The sequence below is a fragment of the Pseudoalteromonas sp. MMG024 genome (assembly GCF_021654175.1).
GTDB lineage: Bacteria > Pseudomonadota > Gammaproteobacteria > Enterobacterales > Alteromonadaceae > Pseudoalteromonas.
Window position 1 is genome coordinate 67,883 of the sequence record NZ_JAKFZO010000006.1, and the last position, 25,070, is coordinate 92,952.

The 25,070-nt window shown below is 38.7% G+C and carries 22 protein-coding genes; 4 read left to right on the forward strand and 18 right to left on the reverse strand.

What is annotated here, in order from left to right; translation table 11 throughout:
• Positions 1–36 precede the first annotated feature (36 nt).
• From L1068_RS07235 to L1068_RS22130, 6 genes are all read right to left on the reverse strand, one after another.
• Positions 37–1,044 carry an isocitrate dehydrogenase gene (locus tag L1068_RS07235; protein ID WP_010559151.1) on the reverse strand — a complete coding sequence of 336 codons (1,008 nt, stop codon included), beginning with the start codon at positions 1,042–1,044 and terminating at the stop codon, positions 37–39.
• Positions 1,045–1,235: 191 nt separating this feature from the next.
• Positions 1,236–2,867: a hypothetical protein gene (locus L1068_RS07240; RefSeq protein WP_237129685.1), complete on the reverse strand. Its 1,632-nt coding sequence runs from the start codon at positions 2,865–2,867 to the stop codon at positions 1,236–1,238.
• Between the two features lie 22 nt (positions 2,868–2,889).
• A complete protein-coding gene (locus L1068_RS07245; protein ID WP_010559153.1) occupies positions 2,890–3,273 on the reverse strand; it encodes a DUF3192 domain-containing protein in 384 nt (127 codons plus the stop codon).
• 1 nt (position 3,274) lies between these two features.
• The gene (xni, locus tag L1068_RS07250; protein WP_054978827.1) at positions 3,275–4,063 is read right to left on the reverse strand and encodes a flap endonuclease Xni; all 789 of its coding nucleotides are present in this window, start codon (positions 4,061–4,063) and stop codon (positions 3,275–3,277) included.
• A 107-nt stretch (positions 4,064–4,170) separates the two neighbouring features.
• On the reverse strand, positions 4,171–5,523 hold the full coding sequence (ppnN, locus tag L1068_RS07255; protein WP_237129686.1) for a nucleotide 5'-monophosphate nucleosidase PpnN: 1,353 nt from the start codon (positions 5,521–5,523) through the stop codon (positions 4,171–4,173).
• A 93-nt stretch (positions 5,524–5,616) separates the two neighbouring features.
• A complete protein-coding gene (locus L1068_RS22130) occupies positions 5,617–7,152 on the reverse strand; it encodes a diguanylate cyclase (RefSeq protein WP_237129687.1) in 1,536 nt (511 codons plus the stop codon).
• 398 nt (positions 7,153–7,550) lie between these two features.
• Here L1068_RS22130 and L1068_RS07265 point away from each other — a divergent pair, with 398 nt between their 5' ends.
• Both L1068_RS07265 and L1068_RS07270 read left to right on the forward strand, forming a co-directional pair.
• Positions 7,551–9,341, forward strand: a complete 1,791-nt coding sequence (locus L1068_RS07265; protein WP_237129688.1) for a PDZ domain-containing protein — start codon at positions 7,551–7,553, stop codon at positions 9,339–9,341.
• Positions 9,342–9,526: 185 nt separating this feature from the next.
• Complete coding sequence (locus L1068_RS07270; RefSeq protein ID WP_237129689.1) at positions 9,527–10,576, forward strand: trypsin-like peptidase domain-containing protein; 1,050 nt, start codon at positions 9,527–9,529, stop codon at positions 10,574–10,576.
• A 278-nt stretch (positions 10,577–10,854) separates the two neighbouring features.
• Here the strand turns inward: L1068_RS07270 and L1068_RS07275 are convergent, their stop codons facing one another.
• From L1068_RS07275 to L1068_RS07305, 7 genes are all read right to left on the reverse strand, one after another.
• Positions 10,855–11,328: a glycine zipper 2TM domain-containing protein gene (locus L1068_RS07275; RefSeq protein ID WP_237129690.1), complete on the reverse strand. Its 474-nt coding sequence runs from the start codon at positions 11,326–11,328 to the stop codon at positions 10,855–10,857.
• Between the two features lie 4 nt (positions 11,329–11,332).
• Positions 11,333–11,932: a penicillin-binding protein activator LpoB gene (gene lpoB / locus L1068_RS07280; RefSeq protein ID WP_237129691.1), complete on the reverse strand. Its 600-nt coding sequence runs from the start codon at positions 11,930–11,932 to the stop codon at positions 11,333–11,335.
• Positions 11,933–11,969: 37 nt separating this feature from the next.
• Positions 11,970–12,398: a YcfL family protein gene (locus L1068_RS07285; protein ID WP_237129692.1), complete on the reverse strand. Its 429-nt coding sequence runs from the start codon at positions 12,396–12,398 to the stop codon at positions 11,970–11,972.
• Positions 12,399–12,407: 9 nt separating this feature from the next.
• On the reverse strand, positions 12,408–13,817 hold the full coding sequence (locus L1068_RS07290) for a hypothetical protein (protein ID WP_237129693.1): 1,410 nt from the start codon (positions 13,815–13,817) through the stop codon (positions 12,408–12,410).
• A 151-nt stretch (positions 13,818–13,968) separates the two neighbouring features.
• Entirely contained in the window at positions 13,969–15,771 is a 1,803-nt protein-coding gene (locus tag L1068_RS07295) for a DEAD/DEAH box helicase (RefSeq protein ID WP_237129694.1), read from the reverse strand.
• A gap of 252 nt (positions 15,772–16,023) precedes the next feature.
• Positions 16,024–16,317 carry a DUF5329 family protein gene (locus tag L1068_RS07300; protein ID WP_237129807.1) on the reverse strand — a complete coding sequence of 98 codons (294 nt, stop codon included), beginning with the start codon at positions 16,315–16,317 and terminating at the stop codon, positions 16,024–16,026.
• Positions 16,318–16,375: 58 nt separating this feature from the next.
• Positions 16,376–17,299, reverse strand: coding sequence for an endonuclease/exonuclease/phosphatase family protein (locus L1068_RS07305; protein WP_237129695.1), 924 nt, complete (start codon positions 17,297–17,299; stop codon positions 16,376–16,378).
• A gap of 104 nt (positions 17,300–17,403) precedes the next feature.
• Between L1068_RS07305 and L1068_RS07310 the strand changes: the two genes are divergently transcribed.
• Positions 17,404–17,814, forward strand: coding sequence for a hypothetical protein (locus L1068_RS07310; RefSeq protein WP_237129696.1), 411 nt, complete (start codon positions 17,404–17,406; stop codon positions 17,812–17,814).
• A 57-nt stretch (positions 17,815–17,871) separates the two neighbouring features.
• Here the strand turns inward: L1068_RS07310 and folE are convergent, their stop codons facing one another.
• The gene (gene folE / locus L1068_RS07315) at positions 17,872–18,513 is read right to left on the reverse strand and encodes a GTP cyclohydrolase I FolE (protein WP_237129697.1); all 642 of its coding nucleotides are present in this window, start codon (positions 18,511–18,513) and stop codon (positions 17,872–17,874) included.
• Between the two features lie 484 nt (positions 18,514–18,997).
• On the opposite strand from folE, the gene L1068_RS07320 reads away from it, so the two are divergent.
• Positions 18,998–19,249, forward strand: a complete 252-nt coding sequence (locus L1068_RS07320; protein WP_054978839.1) for a hypothetical protein — start codon at positions 18,998–19,000, stop codon at positions 19,247–19,249.
• Here L1068_RS07320 and L1068_RS07325 read toward each other — a convergent pair.
• The 4 genes from L1068_RS07325 to L1068_RS07340 form a co-directional block, all read right to left on the reverse strand.
• Positions 19,246–19,614, reverse strand: a complete 369-nt coding sequence (locus L1068_RS07325) for a response regulator (protein WP_343221894.1) — start codon at positions 19,612–19,614, stop codon at positions 19,246–19,248. The two genes, L1068_RS07320 and L1068_RS07325, sit on opposite strands and share 4 nt — an antisense overlap.
• Before the next feature lie 43 nt (positions 19,615–19,657).
• A complete protein-coding gene (locus L1068_RS07330; protein ID WP_237129699.1) occupies positions 19,658–20,062 on the reverse strand; it encodes a hypothetical protein in 405 nt (134 codons plus the stop codon).
• Between the two features lie 905 nt (positions 20,063–20,967).
• Positions 20,968–22,074, reverse strand: a complete 1,107-nt coding sequence (gene asd / locus L1068_RS07335; protein WP_237129700.1) for an aspartate-semialdehyde dehydrogenase — start codon at positions 22,072–22,074, stop codon at positions 20,968–20,970.
• Between the two features lie 213 nt (positions 22,075–22,287).
• Positions 22,288–25,014 (reverse strand): TonB-dependent receptor, encoded by a 2,727-nt coding sequence (locus tag L1068_RS07340; protein ID WP_237129701.1) that lies wholly within the window; start codon positions 25,012–25,014, stop codon positions 22,288–22,290.
• Between the last annotated feature and the right edge of the window lie 56 nt (positions 25,015–25,070).

Here is a 25,070-nt window from a genome sequence, read left to right on the forward strand (position 1 = left end):
GATAAAAAAAGGTGACTTACGTCACCTTTTTAAAAATTATAATGCTTCGATAACTGCTTGGGTAAAGTCAGTCGTTCCGTGGCTACCACCTAAGTCGCGTGTAGTACGGTCGCCTGTTTTAATTACGTGAGCAATGGCTTTACGAATACGCTCAGCTTTTTCTGCTTCACCTAAATACTCTAGCATTTGAATAGACGCAAGAATCACAGATGTTGGGTTTGCAAGGTTTTTACCAGCGATATCTGGTGCACTACCGTGTACCGCTTCAAAAATAGCAGCATCTTTACCAATATTTGCACCTGGTGCCATACCTAAACCACCAACAAGGCCAGCACATAAATCAGAAAGAATGTCACCGAATAGGTTAGTTGTAACCATCACGTCGAATTCTTCTGGGTTCATTACTAACTTCATACATGTCGCATCAACAATCATTTCAGCAGATTCAATTTCAGGGTAACGCTCAGCAACTTCACGCGCTACTTTCAAGAAAAGGCCCGATGTCGATTTCAGAATGTTTGCTTTGTGTACAGCAGTTACTTTTTTACGACCTTCACGCTTTGCTAGTTCGTAAGCGAAAGTAACGATTTTTTCAGCGCCTTCACGTGTGATCTTTGACATTGCCTCTGCTTCAGTACCATCTTCAGATACAACTTGGCCAAGACCAGAGTACATGCCCTGAGTATTTTCACGGATTGTGATGATATCAATATCGTCGTAACGCGCTTTAGTACCTTCAAATGACTTAACTGGGCGAACGTTAGCGTACAAGTTAAACTTTTTACGTAATGTAACGTTAATTGAAGTAAAACCTTCACCTACAGGTGTTGTTAGTGGGCCTTTTAAAGTGATTTTGTTGCGTTCGATTGCATCAAGGGTTGCTTGTGGTAAAAGCTCACCTGTTTTTTCAAGTGCAGCAAGACCCGCATCAACAAATTCATACTCATAATCGCAACCAACTGCATTTAGGATCTCAAGCGCTGAATCAATGATGCTTGGACCAATACCATCGCCTTTAATAACCGTAATGGTTTGCTTAGACATTAAATTTTCCTTTAACTGAATCGAGCTACCCGGTTGGGTAACTGTGTACGTGAGATTGTCACGAACAAGCATAGCATCGTAATGCCAACTGGTTAGTTATTAATGCTTGCTCATATTATTATTCAACGGCTATTTATAGCAATTTTTAGCAGATTAATCCACAAAAGGCGTAAAAATGACGGTATTTGTAATTATAAAACCCTGTTAACAGGACTAAAGTCTAATAACTTGGTTAAATAATTATCTAAATTTTCTATTTGAAGTTGTTGTTGAGCATAAATCATCTGCTGCTTTACGTGCGCCGGTTGTTGTTCTAACGTTTGGCCTAAGTAAACCAAATTACAAAGTACTAAGTGGACAAAACACGCACTGTGTACCTCTGTACCTTCACTTAACTGATACCCGCTTTGGCTAATTTCAAAAAATGGATTTGATTTTACCTGCTCAGGTAATTCTTGGTTATGTAACGCATAGAAATTAACTAAAGAGTTAATATCTGTAATGCTGTGTTTGGGCGTAGTGGTGTTTATCGGCAAAACTATGCCATGCGGAAACAGTTTGAACGTAAATGCAATGTACTTTAATGCGTAATTGATGACTTTTTGACATGGAAAATGCGGGTCGATTATTTTGTAGCTTTCAATAAACGCAATCAACACAGAAACACGGTTTTCAACGTAATGCCAATTGAGCTTTCCTAAACTACGTAAACGTTGCAATAACTGCTGATTTTCTAATAAGTCAGGTAGTTGCTCGATGCCTACCAGTGCAATGGCGTGCCTAATATCTGATATAGGATTGTGTGAAAATCGCTGTGCTAAATTAAGCACTAACTTGTTGGCATTTGGATTTTTTGCAAGCTCGCCAAGTAATTTTCCAATACTAAAATGCGCCGCTTTTCGAATTACATGTAAATCATGCGTAGTAAAGTATTCATTAATATGAGGTGCGTTGACGAACTTCACTAGCTCCGGCAATTTTTGCCACAAACCAATAAGCGATTCAATTTGATTCGTCGCGGCAACGCGATGCTTGACTACACGTGCACTGGTTTTTACTTCTTTAAATGACTTACTATCGGTGTGGTAACAAAGCAATTTATTGTTTGATACTTGTCCTAATACACGTAATTCGAGTCCTTCGTTTCGAACCGTCTCTCCGGGTAATGGGTTATTAAATAGTTGGCCAAGTTGAGTTAAAAGTGACTTATCTTCAGTACGTGTTGTCTTTAAATAAACAGTGTGTATTGCATCACGTAAGGTGCGCGCTGGCATATCATAAACACAGGTAATCGCTTTAGCCAATACGTAACTTAAACGCACAATTCGGTTATCGATAGAATAGTGTGGTTGCTGTTTTATTTTAGCGACAAGACCCGTTTGCAATAACGGTAATTTGCTTAAATGCGGTTTAATAAACTGATAGGCATAGCGATAACGATTTTTGTAGCGCTCATGTTGTTTTGCATTTAACGAAGTTTTTGAAGCAACACAATTAAGCTCGTTAGATATAGATACACAATGTGATATCGCACTTTGCAGTAATTTTACGCACGCGATACGATTTAAACCGCTTATCTTTGCAAAAATACAAATTAAAATACACTGGCGACTAATCAAATTAGTTGCGTAACTGTACTTTGCGTTATAAACAGCAAGGGTTGCTATCGAAACGTGTTGATTAGCGTGAAATGTTTCTTCAATGCGTGTCGCGGCATCAACAAGTAATGGGTAGGCTGAGCGCCATTGGGTTTTGTCATTATAAACGTTAAATAGTTTGTCTAAACTATCCACGCTCTCCATTAATTGCTGGGCTAAATCCACTCAAATGTTCACTTATTCTTCGTTAATTAACTCTATCATACGCAATTTCTGCGCCAGGACCCCACGCAACGAGTTGTTCATTTTTGAAAAACATCCCCGTGCATTCATCTTTGGTCGTAATACCATCAGAATGTTCATGCTGCGTGCGGTAATAGATAATTTGAAATACGTCGTCACCTTTGCGCTTTGCAAACGTTAAGTCAGGCGAACCTAAATTGTTGAATACTTGGTCTAAAAATACAGGAGAGTCGGCCTTTAATTTACTAAGATAGCGTTTGTTGAAAGATTCCCTGTCTTGCCAATACATGCCTTGTGGATCGTCTTTATAAAAGTTGATAATAAGGCCCGCGGCAATCGCATAAATTCCTAACCCTAAGACAATGTATTTCAGAATTTTATTATTCATACTAAGAACTCGGTAAACGTAGTGCCTTCAAACTGAAACCAAGATGAATATCTTGACGCAAACTTACCAATAGCTTAGCACGAATATAGGCATCATGATTGTCGTTTAACTTGTTGAAAACACGTTTTAACTCATCTGGATAGTCAGCCGCTAAAAGGGCGTCTTCAACTGACGGGAATTGCGTTAATAAATTGACTGCGCCTTGCTTGCCTATTCCACTTACCCCCGGAATATCATTCGTTTTATCGCCGTTAAGCGCCCAAAAATCGGTGAGTTGTGAGGGGGCTAACGAAAATTTGTCAATTACAGACTGAATCGAAATATATTCGCTTTTAAAGTAGTCATACACATGAATATAGTCACCAAGTAAAGGTAAAAAACCTTTGTCGGTAGAGACTATTGTTGACGTCACTTTATTGGTAGACGCTTTACTTGCCAGTGTTGCGATTACGTCGTCTGCTTCATCGTGCTCAGGTACATAAACCGTTATGCCAAGTTCTGAAAATGCTTGGTAAAGTTTAGGCAGTGCGTCGGCCAACTCATTGGGCATTGGCTTTCGTGATTGTTTGTAATCTGCGTAATAGTGATAGCGCCAGCTTGTATCACCATCAAACACGGCAATAGCATGCGTTGCGTTAGTATTTTTTAACAGTTTTCGCGCCGCATTAACGACCCTAAAATAGGTGTTTTTGGCTGCCAAACTTGCATCATTTCCTGCTTGTTGACTATCAACAGCATAAATTCGCCTTATTAAATTAAGCGCATCAATAAGTAGTAAATGAGTTGCCATGAATACCTTAACGTTAAGAAAAACTAATACGCGTTGTAAATGAACTTAATTATGAACATAAAAAAGGCGCTAATGAAGCGCCATTTTACCTGTTTTTATTCAGAATATTAAGTTTCTATACGATAGCAGGGGGTATAAACCGCACCAGGTAGTTTCATTCTTCCTTGTGCTACAAATGCAGCGAGCAGCTTATCCATTTGAGTCATTAATTCTTTGTCGCCCGAAAGTGCAAACACACCATGGCGCTTAATCGCTTTAATGCCTTCATCTTTAACGTTACCGGCAACAATGCCAGAAAATGCACGCCTTAAATTAGCGGCCAGTTGCTCTTTCGGTTGGTTTAAGTTTAAATTAAGGTTTGCCATATTCTTGTGTGTTGGCTCGAACGGTAATTGAAATTCAGGTTCAATTTTCAAAGACCAGTTATAATGGTAAGCATCGCCTCGCTCTTTACGGTACTCTCTAACGTTAGCCATATTTTGACTAAAATACTTACCAACCGCTTCAGGGTCATCAATGATCACTTTAAATTTAGAGAGTGCTTCTTCGCCAAGGGTCTCTTTTACAAAGTTAACCAGCTCATCAAAATAAGCACGTGACGATTCAGGGCCTGTTAACACCACCGGCAGTGCTTGTTTTGCGTTATCAGGGTGAAGCAAAATACCCAATAAATAAAGCAATTCTTCGGCTGTGCCTGCACCGCCCGGAAAAATAATTATACCATGCGCAGTTCGAATAAATGCCTCTAGGCGCTTTTCTATATCAGGTAAAATTACCAGCTGATTAACAATTGGGTTAGGGGGCTCGGCCGCAATAATACTTGGTTCAGTTAACCCTAAGTAACGGTTTTGCGTAAAACGTTGTTTTGCATGTCCAATTGTGGCGCCTTTCATTGGGCCTTTCATTGCACCTGGTCCACACCCAGTGCATATGTTTAAATTACGTAAGCCTAGTTGATACCCAACTTCTTTGGTGTACTTGTATTCAACCTCTTTAATAGAATGCCCGCCCCAACATACGATCATGTTGGGATCTTCACTTGGCTTTAATACCCGAGCATTGCGCAGCATATCGAATACAACATGGGTAATGTGTGATGAACTCGTAAGGTTTATTTTGCCGTCTTGATATTTGTCTTTAATAAACACAATGTCGCGAATAACTGCGAGTAAATGTTCGTTAATACCGGTAATAATTTTACCGTCGACAAATGCATGCTCAGGGGGATTAATAAGTTCTACTTTGATACCGCGCTCACGGCACAGTAAGTTGATATCAAAGTCTTGGTATTTATCGTAAATTTCAACACTAGAATCGGTATGGCTACCGACATTAAGAACCGCAAGCGAACAATTGCGGAATAAGCGATAAAGCTCGCTAGTTGATGAGCGTTTAAGCGCTTCAACTTCTAATTGTGAAAGTAAATCTAACGCGCCTGTTGGATTGATCTGTACTTGCATAGGCGACTCCTTGTACGTCTAAACTATATTTAAGTTATGCAGATTATAATAAGCACTTAATTTAAATATAGTTTTTTATCATCACTAAGCAAGCTAATTTTTTAGAACAATGCGGTCACGCCCTGAGTTCTTCGCTTGGTACAAGGCTTCGTCTGCACGGTCGAAGGCTTCTTGCATTGAATCGCCTTCTTTTAACTGTGTAGCACCAAAAGAGATAGTTATGGTTACTGCTTTTTGTTTAAATTTAAATGGAATTGCCTTAACGGAACGCCTTAGTTTTTCGAGTGGTACCGAAATTTGCTCTAGCTTGCTATGGGGCATAATAAGGACAAATTCTTCACCACCAAAGCGAGCGATAAAGTCGGTAACACGAATGGCTTTTTTGAGCGCTCTTGCCACTACTTGCAATGTTTTATCGCCAGCGCTGTGCCCGTAATTATCATTAATCGCTTTAAAATGGTCGATATCAGCAACCACAATACACAGGTCGTGATGGTCGCGCTTAAAGGTGTTGTATTCGAGCGCAAATCGCTCGTCAAACGCGGCGCGATTTGGCAATTGAGTCAGGCTATCTTGTAAACTCTTAAAACGTTGCTCGGCTAGACGCTCTTGATATTGCTCAGTTTCTTTCTCGAGTTTATTAACACGCTCACCCATTTCTTTTAACGTAGTGACCAGCTCTTCGCGTTCTTGTTGTTCTAGCTTCTCTTTATTCGCGAGATCAGCCGTTAACGATTCCATTTTTTCGGAAATAAGCTGTTTTAACGTGGTAATATTTTGGGCTTCATCAACATCTTGGCTAATTGTGTGCATTTTGTGCTGAATTTGCGCGTTTAAATCTTCCATTTGCGAGTTTATTTGGCTAGAGCGTTTTACCGACTCCATTAAACTCGCTTGCAATAAACTTAGCGTTTCGTTGATTGCAAATAAGAACTTTTGTGCAGAGGCACGTTCTTGTGAAATTGTTTCAACAATAATTCGAATAATTTCAACGCAACAGTCAAGTAGTACAGGTAAGCTGAATTCCTGTGACACTTTTTGTTTTATTGAATCAATGCGTTTACCACTTTCGCCTTCAAACGCTAATTCACTGAGTAAATTTTGTAACTCTTGTGCAAGCTCTGCTGATTCAGCAATGGCGTCACTGCTGTCTGCTTTGTGCTTTTTCTCTAATACCGCATGGTAAATTTCTACAAGACGCGTTAAAACGGGAATAAACTCGGTGGTTGCTTTTACATTTTCTAAATCACTTGTCAGTAAAATGCGAAGATTACGACGCAAGTCATCAGGCAATCCTTTTTGGCGCTGAAGTTTTCTGCCAGCGGAATCGACGCTTTGATGTAATGCTTTTAGATTAGTTTCTGCGCGAGTGGCTTGCTCTTTAAATAGTTTAGAGATCTCTTCTAGTAGCGGTACTAACTGTTCGTAATCAACACCTTTTTGAATCGTACTGCGATACTTTGCTAAGCGATTATCTAATTCAAGGTCCAAGCCTTTGCAAACTAACGATAGTTTGGCGATAAACTGAGTTAAATAGTCAACTTGTACTTTATAAGCATGCTCGAGTTGTTTACGCCCTTTGATTGCTGAGTCTAACTTTGTGCGTAGAATACTAACTTGCTGAGACACCGTAATTTTTACCTATTTCTTTTGAGCAGTTGAAGTTTATCTCAATGCGCTGTCAATTTCGAGTCAAAATATGCTTATACTAAAGCATAGTTGCTTTTTAAGAATTTGTTCTTATTCGATTAAATACTTAAAACTTAAATAGTTAGCTTAGCTATTGTTGTCATGATTTGGATTAAGGTTTTGAATCTTCTAAGGTATAGCGATTTTGTTGTAAGTAGATTGTTGTTAATTTAATGATAATCATACCTCACGGTTATAATCATTTTGTTACTTCATGGTTACTTAAACTTTCATAACGTTACATATAGACTAAAACAGTAGGCGGCTACCTCAGATGCTGGTATTAAAAAGTTAAAATTGCTAGGGTTACGTAATTTTCTACTTTGCTTAATGGTATTATGAAACGTTTTATTCCTGCTTTTCTCCCGTTTGTTACGGCGTCATTATTTTATACAAGTCCGGTATTCGCCAAGGTTGATTATCAACTAACGATTGCACAAGGTGAACATCATTTAGGTAATGTAAGCGCCGAGTTTCCGAGTGGTTCAGAACAATTAATTGTGAAGTTACCTTCGTGGCGTACAGGCCGTTATGAATTGCTGGATATGGCAAACGGTATTCGATTATTTAGCGCGCAAGACGAAAGCGGTAACGCGTTAAATTGGCAAAAAATTGATTCTAATTCTTGGCAGATTAACACTACACCAAACCAAAAAGTAAAAATCAGCTACCAAGTTTACGCAAACGAATTAGGCATGCGTTCTCGTCATATTGATGATAGCCATGCATTTATTGATGCGTCAGGCTTTTTTATGTTTTCAGAAGCCTATCGTGACCAAAAAGTAACGGTGGACTTAAAAGTACCAACTGATTGGCGCAGTGTATCAGGTATGGAAAATGGTGAACACGCACATCAATTCGTCGCAGATAACTATGATATTCTTGTTGATTCACCCATTGAAACCGGTATTAACAAGCTATTCAAATGGCAAGTAGATGATCGCGACTATGAACTTGTTGTATGGGGTGAGGGTAACTACGATACCGATAAAATGATCACCGACCTTAAAAAGTTAGTTAAAACTGGTTCAGATATTTGGCACGCCTACCCATACAAACGCTACGTATTTATGGTACATGCAACAAGTGGCGCAAGAGGTGCGACAGAACACCTCAACTCAACCATTATCCAACGTCAGCGTGATTCTTTTCGTGAAAGAGATGATTACATAGGATTTATTACCACCGCTTCACACGAATTTGTTCACACTTGGAATGTAAAAGGGTATCGCCCACAAGGCTTAACGCCTTACAACTATACAGACCATAATTACACAGATTTACTTTGGGTAGCGGAAGGCTCAACCAGCTATTTTGACGACTTATTGTTAATTCGTGGTGATATTATTACGTTGAAAGAATACTTTAAGGGGTTGTCTAAAAACATTAATAAACATCTTGCACGTCCTGGTCGTGACATCCAATCGGCATCTGAAACCAGCTTTGACAAATGGATAAATCAAGGTGGCGACCATGATACTAACTTTTCGACCAATATTTACAGTGAAGGTGCGTTGTTATCGTGGGCACTAGATGTAAAACTTATTTCAGATAGTAATGGTGACGTCAGTTATCGCGATGTACATCGCGCGCTTTATCAAGATTTTGCCTTGCCAAAAGGATTCTCTAGCGGTGATGTAAAAGCGATTTTAAAGGCGGTATCGGGCAACGATTACACCGCGTGGTGGCAACAAAATATCGATAGCCCCGCAACGCTTAATTTTGACGACATGCTAAACACAGTTGGCCTTAAATTTGATTATCCAAAAAGCGTGAGTTTTAAAGCAAGTGCTGATTTAAATGGTGATTATAAAGATGGCCAAGTATTTATAAATAAGGTTAAGCGCGAAGGAAGCGCATGGAAAGCAGGATTAACTACTAGCGATATTATTGTTGCGATTAACGGCAAACGAATTAGCGAACCATTTGATAAATATCTAAAACGCTTTAAGCCAGGTCAATCAATCGATGTAAGTTATTTTAGACGTGACACCTTACATTCAACTAAATTAGTACTGAGTGAAAAAGCGAGTAGCCCTAAGGTGATTAGTTTAGTTAAAAAACCGTCTCGCAAACAAAAAGCATTGTTTAAAGCGTGGTTAGGTGTCGATTACCCTAAGAGCTTATAAGTTACTATCCAGTGGCGTGCTCAAAACGATTTTGAGCACGCTACTTTAATTTTCAATAAACCATTTCTGTTATTATTCATTTCCAATAAACGTACTTAGTAAATAACGTTTTGAAAATTAGTTGTTTACTTTGACCGCATTACACTCAAAAATAACATGACTCAATTACACCCTAAGGAATAGTCGTGTTTAAAAATATACTTAAGCCAGCGTTATTATTGCTAGTACTTGTCAGTGTTTCAGCTTTTTCAAAGGATTATAGTAGCCTTTATAAAAAGCTCGATAAATCTGTTGTTATTATTTATTCAGACAGCCAAGAAGTAAGAGCGGAAGACGACAAGTTAGTGACCAAAACGGCAAGCAGCTTGGGCTCAGGCACACTGATAAATCAACAAGGCTTGATATTAACCGCGGCGCACGTAGTAAATAGCGCAGATGAACTTACGGTCACGGTAAAAGAACGCGGTACTTACAAAGCGAAAGTATTGGCTAGCTTTGAAGCTGCGGATATTGCATTAATTAAATTGATCAGCAACGAAACAGATTTTCCGTTTGTAAAACTGGGGGATTCAAATAAAGCTGAAATTGGTAATGAGGTGTTTGTTATTGGTACGCCTTATGGGTTAGAACACACATTAACAGTAGGTCACTTCAGTGGCAAACGCATTTATCAGCGACCTGGATTTAATAAAATTGAATTTATTCAAACAGACGCTGCAATAAACCAAGGCAATTCGGGCGGCCCCTTATTCTTGGAAAATGGTGAATTAATTGGTGTTGTCAGCTATATCCAATCACGCTCTGGTGGTAACGAAGGTCTCGGCTTTGCAGCTAGCACTGCAATGGTTAAAGATATTTTAATCGCGCAACCTATGGTGTGGTTTGGTTTTGAATACACATTTTTAACACCGGTAATGGCTGCAGCGTTAAATATTCCGCAACGGGCAGGGTTGTTGGTTGAAAAAGTAACAACGCAAAGTTTTGCGGAAAAGCTGGGGCTTAAAGGCGGGATTGTACCAGCAATTGTCGATAATAATCCGATTATCTTAGGGGGGGATGTTGTTTTGTCGATTGGCCCACATATGTTAACGGGTGAAGAACAAAATTATCTTAATATTCTTAATTATATGCGTTCACTCAAAGGTGGCGATAAAGTAACGTTTAAAGTGTTGCGCTTAGGTCATGAAATAGAACTGGAAGCAGCGTTACCAAATTTAAAAATTAAACTTAAGTAAAGCATTAAGCTCAAAGTTAAAAATAAAATTAGCACCTTAGTTTAGTAAAGGTGCTAATTATTACCTTAATTAACAAGTTAATATCTAATGCGCTACAAATAAAAAAGAATATTTAACCCTTTCTTTTCAGGTAGTTTATACTTATGATAACGTCACATTAAAAGGAGTTTAATAATGGCAAAATCACAAGGCAAAGGATCTGTTCATAAAGACATCATATTGTACTTTATTCTTGTACTGGCAATCGCCGCAATTCCAATCTTATATTTTCAATTTATTTAGTAAGCGGTATCAACACGCACAGTATTTGACTGTAGATAAACGATTCTCACCGTTGACCCTTTGCTAAATTGCATGTGGCTGTCGTAATCTTGTATTACCATAACGCGTTGTTTATCTTCAGTTAAAATCATCATTTCAATCAGCTTTACAGTGCGCTGGCTGTAATTCTGTACATTATTTTTAGTAATCGACGCACCAATGATTGAGCCCAATATGGTTGCGGCAACTTGACCGCTGCCATCGCCAAATTGGTTACCAATAACACCACCAATCAGTGCACCTCCAAAGTGTTTCCAACCGGCTGATTTATCGCGAATTAGTTCAGTTTCTGTAATATGGCGAATAGTCTCTACTTTGCCATAAACCACTTTTTCTACGGGAACCGCTTTATTACGCTCATAACTGAGCGTTTGAAAACTCACTATAGCTAAAACGAGTGTCGAAATTATGACAAAAATTCGTATATTCATATCATTACCAACCTACACGTTTTTTCTCTCGATTTTTACGGATCTCTGTTTCATCCGCCCATTCAACTAAGCCAGTTTTAAGATCCATTAAGCGCATGGTAAATTTGTAATAAACATCTTGTTTGTCTTTGTTGAACTTTACAATGCTTGAAAGGTTGCCATATAACATATATTCAGCGCCAACATGCTGTCCAAAAGCAATCGCCTTACTTTGATCTACCATGCCACCATCTTGCTGAAATGTTAATTGCTCACGGGCTGCTTCAACACGCGCCATATCTACAAAGCGAACGCTTCCAGAGCGTAATAGTTTAGTTGAGATAGAGTCTGTAATTGATTCTGTATCTATGTGTTCGCTGGTTTTGTTCTTGATACGTTCAACGAAAAAGATAGGTCTGCCATTTTGACTAAACTCTTTCATCGCAGCAGAAACCAATAGCGAATCTGTCATTTCTGCCGCTACTTTTTGTAAGTCGGTCGAACCAAAACCAATGTCGACTGTTTCTACTTCTGTTGCATCGCCGTATGTAACCACTTCTCGGTTTGCACACCCACTAATCGCTAATGTTGTTAATAGGCTTAATGTAACTAAATTTTTTTTCATAGTAATTCCTTAATATTTTTCGCACAGAGGTCATTTACTAAAAGCGATAAATTGTTTCGTTGATTTCGCGTACATACAAACGAAATTTTACAACGTCTTTTGTTGGCGCAATGGCACCTAAATTCACAACTTGATGGCCGTGAAGCGGCAATGACTTCCACGGCTCTTTACCTTGCTCAATTACAAAGCCGTCTTTATCAAACCAATTAAAATGATATTGCAGGTTTTGCGTTTTTTTATAGTTGCTGGTTAATTCTAAATTTACGTCAAGCAGGCCATTAGTTGTACGCGTGAGTACATTTGAAATGACTAGTCGTTTTGCAAGTGTCGGGTTATCAACTTTTAAATGTGCCTGCCAATTATCATTTGCTGTAATCTGGTCGGTTCCTGTTCCAGATGTAACGGGCTTACCGGCACAACCTTGTAACAACGCAAAGAAAATTAAAATGCCAATTATGTTCTTCATATTCATCACCTATATCGTATAAACCGTTGTATTTAATGTCGAACCTAGGTTTACGACCTTAACTAAAACGGGTTTGTTACCGTTTATTGAAAACGAAACGGAATGTGTTGTTCCATTTAAATTAATCGAAAGCATATGCTCACCGTTTGTAAGATACGTCTTTGCAACTTGATAATTATTCGCAAGCGTTAACCACGAACGAGTATCTGCACGCTCGCTCGCAAGGTTGTAAAGTGTTGCGATAATATTGCCAACATCACCGCCATTGCGTGCGGCGCTTTTTCTAAATTGTTCTTTTGCGATAAGCCGTGTTATTTGCCTTGCTACGATTCCGGGCATACGCTCCTTTAAATCTTTTGCCGCAAGGGCAGAGAGTTTAACAATTGTTTCGCTTTGTAATGTTTGCTCGCCAATATTAATAGATAAAGGCGCTGCATATTCGCTGTTATTTACATAACTTGGTAATGCCACACTATAAAAACGAATATCATCGCGGGATGTAAATATTGGCAAATCGATACGCGATTCTGTTTTTTCAGGAATTAACCCTTGTTCTATTAACACAAGCACTGGCACTTGGTTATTCCTTGTTTGCGGCAAGTCAGCATCAAATCGCGCTTTGAAATACTCATATTCGTCATCAAAGGCAAGGTATTTAGCTAAGCGCAAAATATCTTGCTGTAAATAGGTGTTTTCAGGATAAATATCGACTGCACGTTTGTAATCGATATAAGCGGCATTGTACTCACCCGTTGCCTCGTATAAAAACCCTGACAAATAAAACGTAAACGCATTTTGAAAGCCGTTTTTAACCGAGCCAATCATATCGTCCATGGTTGGATAGCGACTGTATAGATCGTTTAAGTCTAACGATGTATTTGCTACTGCTTTTTCTAATTCGTCTTGGTTTTTCTTAAGTGCTTGTTGCTGTACTAAATTAGCGCGTCGAACTTCTACTAATGCACCTTCTATATTATTTAAAGCGACATAGTTGAGCGATTGCAGTGTGTGCACCATAGTCTGTTCAAAATAGGGGACGCGGTAGTCTCTTACATTGTCATTAGTTAAAAACGACGCCGTTGTTTGCAGTCCTTCACTGATTTCAATATCTGCTGCAAAATTTTGTTTATCAATTTGATGCAGAGCATTTTCAAATGCGACTTTACTGCCTGTATAGTTTTCAGAGAGTTGTAACACTCTGGCGTTTTCAAGCTGACCTAGTGTATGAGATACGTTATTTGCTGCATGTGCTGGTAACAAACTCGCAGCCTGTTGTATGTTCGCGCTCTGTAACGCGTTACGCGCAGGGGTGAGTTGTTCAGTGTAGTTAGAAAATAGCTGTCCGCTGGTTATGCTGCTGCAAGCAGACAAAAACACAAATGCACATGTAATAATTGAAGCATGAAATACTAAACGCAAATTTCACCTAACAGCCATATTCATTAAATTAAATTCATATACAGTATGAGCGTCTAAATAGTTTATTTCACGTTTTATGTTGTTGAAATTTGTAAGTGATTAATAACAAAAAAGCCATGCAATGCATGGCTTTTTGTGGAGCTAACCTTAATTAGTTAAACGTTGGCATTGAACGCTCATCTCTTCTTGGTCTGCTTTTCTTTTTAAATGTTTTGATAGAACGATCGTCGTTGCTGCGCTCGCGTTTACGAGGTGGACGCTTACCACGATTTTCAGAATCATAATGACCCGTTGCACCTTCAACAATGCTTGGGTTGATTTTATGACGACGAATTGTCACGTTCTTTAATTTTTCAAAACCTTGGCTAGGCAACGTTTTTGGTAATTCAACGTGACAGTGGTTATCAAACAGTTTGATATTACCGATTTCACGAGAATTAATACGTACTTCATTAGCAATTGCGCCAACGATGTCACTTGGTTTAACACCTTGTGCACGACCAACTGCAAATTTATAGGTAGCGAAATCACCTGGATTACGACGTTCACGACCGCCTTCACGACGACCTTCTCTGCCACCGCGCTCACGGCCACCTTCACGACGACCATCACGTGCGCCACGCTTATCTACCGGATCCGCTTGCGGGAATAGTGGTAGTTTTTGCTGTAGCTGATACAACATTGCAGCTGCTAATTGTTCCGTTGTAATTTCACTTTCTTCAGTGAACTTAGCAAGTACCTCAGTGTATTTCTCAAGGTTCGGGCTTGCGGCAACGCTTAGTAGCTTTTCTTTTGTTTTTTCAATGCGGTGCTTGCTTAATTGGCTTGCATCAGGCATTTCAAATGGCGTAATTTGACCTTCAGTTGCACGCTCTAAACGGTTAAGAAGGCGCATTTCACGGTGTGATGCAAATAAAATTGCTTCACCTTCACGACCTGCACGACCAGTACGACCGATACGGTGAACATATGATTCACTATCAAACGGTAAGTCGTAGTTAATTACGTGGCTGATACGTGGTACGTCAAGACCACGTGCTACAACATCGGTTGCAATTAGAATGTGAATACGACCATTTTTAAGTTGGTCAACGATGCGTTCACGGTCTTGCTGCTGCATATCACCATTTAGAGCTGCTGCTTTGAAGCCCTTGTTTACAAGGTGCTCGGCTAGCGTTAGCGTGTCGTTACGCGTACGTACGAAAACAATCATTGCATCGTAATCAACAACTTCTGCAATACGCTCTAAACCCGCTGTTTTACCAATAGCACCTACACGCCATGCACGTTGTGTGATGTTAGCTTTTGCTTGTTTTTCAACAGCAATTTTAACGTGAACAGGATCAGTTAAGAACTGAGACGTAATTTTTTTAATAGGTGCTGGCATAGTTGCAGAGAAGAACGCCATCTGCGTATCTTCTGGCACATGGTCTAAGATCCATTCAATATCGTCTAGGAAGCCCATGTTAAGCATTTCGTCTGCTTCATCTAGTACACACGCTTTTAGGTTGTCTAGGTTTAAACGACCTTTTTCAATGTGATCCATCATACGACCTGGTGTACCAACAACAATTTGTGGGCCACGTTTTAGGTCACGGTTTTGGATAGTATAAGATTGACCACCGTAAACAGTCGCAATATTTAAACCGCGAATGTTTTTAGCGAAATCTGTAATTGCTTCTGCTACCTGAATAGCAAGCTCACGTGTAGGACATACCACTAACATTTGTGGTGCGTTTAGGTTTGCATCTAGGCGTGCTAGTAGTGGTAAACCAAATGCTGCAGTTTTACCTGTACCTGTTTGCGCTTCACCTAGTACATCTTTACCTGCTAATAATGCCGGAATTGACTGTTGTTGGATTGGAGTTGGCTCTACAAAACCGAGTTCTGTAATTGCACTTAGAATAGGGGTAGGAAGGTTTAGTTCTTCGAATAAAATTTTGTCGTTTGACATCTACTACTCAACTTTTTTGCGGCTTTCGCCTAAATAATATACACGGAGGTAGAGGCCAAAATGTAGAAATATACATGGCAGCATATAGCACCCAAATAGCGTTAGCTATTTTAGTTATGTTTGGTCTTTACCTCGTCACACAGTTAACGCGTAATTTAGCGTTCATTCCGACGATTGGCTGATAAAGTCCCAAAACACAGCGCTTGCCGGAGTTGGTGGACTATACAGCAATATACTGGCAATGCAAGTAATTTAGCGGTTTTGCGTTGATTTATTAAAATTAAGTAGTTTGTTATTTAACCAGTTATTACTTTTAACAGCTTCTTTATTAGGACATTTTATCTTGTAGGCTATACCCGTCCACGCGCTTTTAGTTGCGAGGTTTTTAATAAAGGATCTGCCGTTTTGTGCGTATGATTTTCCATTATTATATTTTAATGTTAGGTGCTCAGCGGCACGTTTCGCAGAATGGGAAACGCCGTTACGTATAAATAAACAATCGCTTTGTTTTATCTCGTTTATTAAAAATTTTACCTCAAGCGGCATAGCTCCGTGGGCAAACGTAGATAAACATAATAGTAATGTACTTAGTTTAATGCTTATTTTAGAGCTCACTGAATTCTAGCTCCGCAACAACAAAGACATGATCCGATAAAGCGTCTTTAACATTGTAATATGACTTAAAAGTAAAGTGTTTAGATACCATTATCCAATCGAGTCTTTTTGCGCCAAAGGTATTTAGTTTATTTGAATGTGCGTTATAAATACGTAAGCCATAGTTATCTGATAAGGTTTTAACGATTGAATTTTGCCAACGCCAATCGGTATTAAAGTCGCCCATAATTATAATAGGGGCGTTCAAATCTTTAAGTTTGGTAAGAAGTTCCTTTATTTGCTTATTACGTACTGATGATCTCGAGAAATCTAAATGCAACGAAACCACAATGATATGTTGAGTTTGCTTATGTAGAGTTACCCTAGCGTAACTAAAGCCTTTATTAGTTGTAGGCCAACTTGGGGCAAACGTAACGCCATCACAATTTATAAGCGCAAGTTTTGAAAAAAGCGCGGTTCCATAATTTCCCCACCAAGCATTTACGTGACTCGTAGCGACGTAATTTTGAAAATTTGTTCGTTTTAATAAGTAATCCACATGACTAAATTGACCACTCCACCAAGACGCTTTGTCAATTTCTTGAAACGCGACAATATCGGGATTAATTTGATTCACCTTTGTCGCAATCGCGTTTAAATTTGTTTTAATTTGCTCAATTGAGCTGGTTAGCTGAGAGAAATTGGTACCGCGCCCGTGGGCGATGTTGGCGCTCATTACCGTAACAGTATTTTTCTGAATATGTGAGTCAGGGCGAGTGTTATCACAATAACTACTCGCTGCAACATTAAAAGACCAGACGCTTATTATCAAAATGGTTAACTTAAATACTTTGTACAAATCGTTCACCTTTAGCTTGCCAATTTCATCGTCAACATGAAAACAAATTGTTAATGATGTGAGCTTAATGATCACGGGGTTAGTTTAATTTGTAGATAGTTTGGTTTTGGCTATATTTTCCATTGTTAAACTAAATTTAGTGTATATAATTCGATAAAAATTCATTTAGGAGCTATATTATGCTTAAGTTAATTTCAGTACTTACTCTCACTGTGTCGTCATTTGCCTTTGCAAGCAACGATGTGTCTAAAGATACATTCTATACTTCTGTATGTAATGTAGCCAAAACGAATGGATTTCAAGCTGCTAAAGCATTTGCAAAAGAGCAGGGCGTATTTATCAGCGAACATTATTCAGATATCGCATGTAATGGCGTTTCACTTAAAACCTTTGCTAAAACGCAAAAAGAAAATCAAAACTCAACGCAAGAGTTTAATTTAGTAGATGACAGTGATGCGACGCAATTATGTGCAAAAGCGGCTAAGTTAGGTGTTAAAGCTGTTGCTAAACGCAGCAAGAATGTAAAAGCACTTACGTGTAATGGTATGCCAGTAACTGAGTTTGTGAAAAGCATCAATACTGCAAGCTAAAGTTGAATTGTATTCAATTAAAAAAGGTGTGATTTTTAATCACACCTTTTTTTTGTGTTAATTCGCAAGAAATTCAGCGCGAGTATTGCTGTTGGTTTTGAAATCACCACCTAATGCAGTGGTTGATGTTTCAGATGTGGCATCCATAACACCGCGACTTTTAACACAATAGTGAGTTGCATTAATTGATACTGCGACATTGTCAGTCTCAAGCAAGGCTTGTAATGCAATGAGTATTTGCTGAGTTAATCGCTCTTGTACTTGAGGACGCTTAGCAAAAAAACGCACAATACGATTGATTTTAGACAGACCAATAATCTTGTCATTTGGAATATAAGCGACCTTGGCATAACCATCGATGGTAACAAAATGATGCTCACAGGTACTCGTCAGTGAAATATTATTCACTTTAACCATTTCATCTACTTGCATTTTATTTTCAATTAACGCAATTTTTGGAAAGGTTTCGTAATCAAGTCCCGAAAAAATCTCATGCACATACATTTTGGCAATGCGATGTGGCGTTTCGGCTAGGCTATCATCATTAAGATCAAGCCCAAGTGTATCAACAACTTCAGTAAATAAGCCTTTTAGTTTGTCATATTTTTGTTCTGAACTAAGGCCTACGTCTTTGAGAGGTGTTTCTAACCCCTTAGCAATAAGCGCTTCTTTTACAAGAGTGGCTTCTTTGGAAATCATGTTACTTCCTAAATATGGCTGAACGATAGCCAGTAACCTCAATCAATAGTAATTGAGATGATTAACGACGCATTTAAAAGAGTATATTGTAGAGAATTTGCCAAAATTCACAATCATAAAAACGAATTCTATATTTCAAAAAAACCACTTTGCTTAATTTATACACTGCCACTTATTTGGCAATACGCTATTAACACTTCATAAATAGTTCATTTTCTAATACCTATATCTAATTTACACACGCAAATGTATTTAACGCTAAAACTAGTAAAGTGAAAATAAGTAGGGTAGTTTTGTAGAATCTATGAATAAATAGTCAGTGCTTATTATGAAATTACTTGCGTTACTCTCTGTAGTAATTCTGTTTGTTTTGTTACTCAATCTCTTTGGAAAATTCTTAGCTAATAAAGCGAGCAAAAATAAATAGGAATTTAAATTCGCTTCTTGATAGAATAACTTCACGATCAGTAAAGAAGTACATACTATGGATTTAGTTCAATCCCTTTTTAATTATGCTTGGCAGATTGTTGTTTACTTATTTCTGCTTTGGCTCGTTTATTATTTCTTTACTAATACCTCTCGTACCACCAAGGTATCCGTTACGATTGCATCAGCACTTATAATCGCAGTAGGCGTAAGCACAGGCATGTTAGAAAGCCAATTCAACAATATTGATGCTGCATCTGAACAACACATTAAGCATATCAAAGCGATACAAGAAACTTACGACTCTTAGTCATCCAGTACATTTGAGTTATCAACAAAGCCTTGTAAGGTTTTATACAACACGTTTTTATCAATTGGCTTAGCGATGTGGCTGTTGAAGCCGATGCGGTGATTGTTCAATACATCGTTTTTCATCACATTTGCCGTTATCGCAATGATTGGCACGTCGGCATTTTCGCTTTTTATACGACGACACGCTTCCATGCCATCCATTTTTGGCATTTGAATATCCATTAAAATTAAATCGGGTGATAACGCTGTAAATTGCTCAACAGCATCAGCGCCGTTAGTGACAAAGAGAAGTGTTGCATTAGTTTCCTCCATCATAGCTTTGATAATAACGGTGTTAAGTGCGTTATCTTCCGCTATTAAAATTGATAGGTGCTTTAAATCGGGTGGGTAATTGTTTGTTCTTCACTCACCAGCGTATTTTTTTTCTTTGCGCTAATGGTAAAAACACAGACACCTGCGTACCTTGGTTAATGGTGCTTGTTGCGCTGATTAAACTAGATTTAAGTTCACTATCAAACTGTGCAAGCGCTTTAAGTGCGGGTAAATCATTAACTTTAACTACAGCATCAATTTGTTCACTGGTTTTACCTTGGCTAACCATAACTAAAACGACATTTAGCTTTTGTTCGTAGGCATTAACCGTTTTGCTAATGATATTAATTGACTCAGGCGTATACTGATTAAACTGCTTAAGCCTTTCTAAAGTAGACTTTATGTCTTGTAGGTTTTGATTAAGTAATGGCAGGTAACGATCAACGTCTTTACGTAATACTAAATTTTTAAAATTATGAATGAATCCGCCGTATCCCATTTTTGTATAAGCGTGTCATGTAATGAGTATACTTGCTGTGCATTAGTTGAATACAAACGCCATTGCTTATCAACCTGACTATAAAAATACAGTGAGACAAATGTAAGCGCAATAGCAGTTACAATAACCATGCTGAGTAATTGACGTTGTTTTTTTATGTCACTCATGTAAAACGTAATTTATAAAATAGTTTATTCTTTATATAGTTAAGAACATAATTAGACAATTGCACTAAAGAATTGGTATAGGTTGATAAGCAATGGCACTGCAAACAAAAGATCTTATAATGTACGTTATGTTAAATTAGGTGTTTTGCGTCATAATGTGTCTATTTCCTTGTACCCGTGATCGTTGCCACTTAAAACGAGAATCTCAGGCACCCCTATGAGATTTGGAATACCTCACCTCATGATTAAGTAATTCTGTAAGTAGAGAAATTTAAAGTAACTGATATATTTTAAAGTAAAGTCAGAGCGTTTCTAAAAGTAGAAACTTAAAAAGTTATTTAACATCTGTTTTCAATATCAAAATTTATTTAAGTTAAACTTTATTGGCCATCTGGGTTTACCATGACTTTATTCTATTAAGATTAAACATATTATGGTATTTGCCTTGGTTTGACTCATCATAGTCAATAATATCTAGTTTGAACTGATGAGAGTGGACAAAGGCTTCACGGACTTTGATTCTGTTCTGCGCAACTAAATCAGTTCACTTATGGCCACTGAATCTTCAAGTGTTGCCTGCCTTATCAACATACGAGTCTCTAATTTAGAATAGGTATAGTTTTATTCTACATATAAACAAGTACTTAGAAAGTAAATTATACGTCTAGATATTTGCTTTTTGAATTAAAGGTACAAAAAAGCCACCCGCAGATGGCTTTAAACAAGAGATGATTAATATTAATCAGTAATGATGCGTAACATTCTACGCAGTGGCTCCGCAGCACCCCAAAGCAACTGATCGCCGACCGTGAACGCACTTATATATTCTGGGCCCATTGATAATTTACGAATACGACCTACGGGAATAGATAATGTCCCGGTTACATTAACTGGCGTAAGTTCTTTACTTGTTACTTCACGTTCGTTAGGTACAACTTTAACCCACTGATTATGTGACGCTAAAATTGATTCAACTTCTTCAACAGAAATGTCTTTTTTCAATTTGATTGTCATCGCCTGTGAATGACAGCGCATAGCGCCAATTCTCACGCACAATCCATCAACTGGAATAGGCTGCTTATTGCTACCTAAAATCTTGTTTGCTTCAACTTCCGCTTTCCATTCTTCTTTACTTTGACCTGAAGGCATTGGCACATCAATCCATGGAATTAAACTGCCAGCTAACGGCACACCAAATTGGTCGGTTGGCAAAGTGTCTGATTTAATTTTTTCAGAGACGAGTTTATCCACTTCTAAAATCGCCGATGCAGGATCAAGTTTGTCGGCTACTTCGTGATGAATTTCACCCATTTGCGCGATAAGTTCTTTCATATTACGCGCGCCTGCACCCGATGCTGCTTGGTAAGTCATTGGACTTACCCACTCAATAAGGTCTTGCTCAAACAAGCCACCTAAAGCAAGAAGCATAAGTGAAACAGTACAGTTACCGCCAACAAAGGTTTTAACCCCCTGCTCTAACCCTTGTTTAATTACATCAAGGTTTACAGGATCTAATACAATAATACTGTCATCAGCCATACGTAGTGCAGATGCAGCATCAATCCAGTAACCATTCCAACCGGTTTCACGTAATCCTGGGTACACAGCTTTGGTATAATCGCCGCCCTGACACGTGAGTACCACGTCCATTTTAGCCAACTCATTGATATCATTTGCGTCTAATAATGGTTTTGCGTCACCTGCGATATCAGGTCCAAGTTGGCCGGTTTGTGAGGTGGTGAAAAAGGTCGCATCAATTTTCGTAAAATCACCTTCTTGTTGCATACGCTCCATTAATACGGAGCCAACCATACCACGCCAACCGACTAAACCAACTTTTAACATAATTCTAATTCCTAAATAAAATGTAATAACTTTGATGCGTGAGAGTTATTAATGTTCTACAAAGTGCAGAAATTTGAATCTATCATTTAGACTTCTAGAAATCTACCGTATAAAAGACTTTGTTGAATAAAAATCATAAAAAAAAGCCCAACCGAAGTTGAGCTTTTTGGCTAGGTAAATTAATACGCTAGGTTTAGTTGAAAGTCTATGTTGTTAGAACTCGTATGAGAAGTCTAAGCTGATTTCCGTTGGCATTTCTTTTTGACGAATCAATACGTCATTTTGCTCAACTTCAAAGTCTTGACCTAGTAGGTTTTTAACTTTGAACGTAATCGTTGAGTTAAAGTTTGGATAATAACTATATACAAGGTCTAACGAGTTGATTGGTTGCTCGTATGCATCGTCAAAGTTATTAACACCAGCCGCAAGAATACGGTCACCAAATACATTGTAGATAACGGACGCTTGATGATTACCATTGTGAGAATCATAGTTAAGCTGAACGTTTGCAACGTACTTAGAGTGACCTGTCATTCGACGTTTAAGATTTGTTAAATCGCCGCGCTGACTCTCTAAAATAGTTACTTCAGAATCGCTTACCGTTAAGTTACCTGATGTAAAGAACGCACCACCTAACATATCGGCACTCAGTTCTGTCATCCACTCTGCTTCAATACCGTAAACAACTGCGTTGTCTGCGTTATCAAATTGCAGCGTAAAACGACCATCACTTTCAGTAAGTAATGCTTCAATTGGGCTATCAATATCTTTATAGAATGCACCAATTGAGTAGTTATCACCGTTATCTAGGTAAAATTCCACACGCGTGTCAAAGTTATCAAGGTAACTTGACTCTAAGTACGGATTACCAAGGGTACGATAATCAGTTAGTGGGTCTTGATATTGAACAGGCGTAAGTTCGCGTAGATCTGGGCGAACAACCGTGTTGCCGTAACCAAAACGTACTTGGTAGCTTTCTTGACTGTACGTCATTGAAAGTGAACCAAAGTAGTCGTCTTCCATTACGGTCGCTTGTTCAATTGCTTCGCTGCTTAGCTTATCTTCAAGTAATGCAGGGTCAAATGCACTTCGTGAAAACGCTAACGCTACTTGACGGAAATCTTCATAACGCACACCGCCGCTTAAACGCCAGTTGTTATTAATGGTGTAATCGAATGCACCAAAATATGCGTCAATCATTTGCGCTGCTAAGTAGTCATCAGCTGTTGGCTCTTGGAATAGTAGTTCAACATCTGTGTTATCTACTGTGCTATCGTTACTAAAGAAACTGCCAATGTTTAATGCATCATCTTCACTTTGAGCGAGTTCTACTTGCTGAGTTTGGGCAAAGCGGTAATTAAAGAAGTCAGTGCGATAATCACGCGCTTTTTCTATAAAGTAACCACCACCTGAAAGCTCAATGTCAGAACCATCAAAGTAAAATACCTTGTTTACATTTACGCCCCAGTTTTCAACCTGATCTTCCATATCAACAAAGCGATATAAATACGGGTTACCACCGAGTGAGCCATTATAGAAGGTACGTTGGTATTGACCGTCTTGATACTCATCGCGCACGGTGATTTCAAGTTCACCTGGAATTTCTGTCGTCGCTGTCGAATCGGTATAATGCCAATCTACACCAACGCCATCTAATATACTCCATGTTAAGTTATGCTGACCGCGAACTTGAAGAATATCTAATTCACGCTCTTCAAATGACGTTGTATGACTGCGCTGAACTTGACCATCATCAATGCTTAATGATTTTGATGGCTCTTGATAAATAGCAACTGACGCTTCGTCTTCCGTATCACGAAGTTTCATGTATGTTGCCGTTAATTCATGGCCATCAAGTTTATAACCTAAATTTAAAGCGGTATTTAGCTTGATATTATTTTTGGTAGTTTGCTTTTCATTTTTAGCCGAATAACAGGCAAAAGTTTTTGTTGAACACTGCGCTGCCTTGGCTGCATCGGCTGACGATAATACGGCACCAAACTCATTTGAATTAGACCACTCATTGTCATATGCAACGCTTGCCAAAAAGCCAAGCGACCCGCCAAAACCCAATACATCGTCAAAACGGTCACCATAAACTGCTTTAATACCAAAATCTGGATTTAAGCTTTCTTCTTGTAATCCATAATCACGTGGCAGTGCTTTAATCAGATCTTTGTTTAACGCAACCGCAGCTTCTTGACCGATATCTTCACCAAGCACTTTTGACTCAATATCACGAATGTTTCGAATAGAAATATCCGATAAACCGTTAACATAACGATTAAGTGCAGCACGCACCGTACCAGGCATAGCACGTGTGCCGTCGTCGGTACCTAACCAATCATCGCTGCCACCTTCGTAGGTGTAACCTTCATCATTGGTGTCTTTATAGCTTGCACCGATATCCACTTTAAACACGCGATCATCAGGAATGCTTTTAGTACGAATATTTACGTCACCACCACCGAACGCCGCTGGCATATTTGGTGAATAGGCTTTTTGTACTGAAAGTGACTCGATAATGCTTGATGGGAAGATATCAAGTGGAATAACGCTACGCGTTAAATCTGGGCTCGGTACAGATGCGCCATTTAATCGAACGCTTGAGTAACGCTCACCTAAACCACGTACATAAATAAATTTATCGTTTACTAAGCTTAAACCTGTTACACGACGAAGCGCAGATGCAGCATCTGAATCACCGGTACGTGAAATTTGCTCAGCACCCATAATGTCGGCAACGAAAGCTTGGTTTTTACGCTCTTCAATTACTGCACTTGCGCTGCCTTTTAAACGGCTTGCGGTTGCAACAACTTCTTCAATTTCCTTTTGTACTTGTGCCTGTTCATTCTCATCTGCAACAGAGGAAAATGACGAAAACGCACAAAGCACCGAAAGCGTAACTAAATTAGCTTTAAACTGCTTTTTTGGTTTCATTATATAATCCTCTAAACCTATAGTTTTTATAAAGAGGTGTGGCTAACGCCACACCT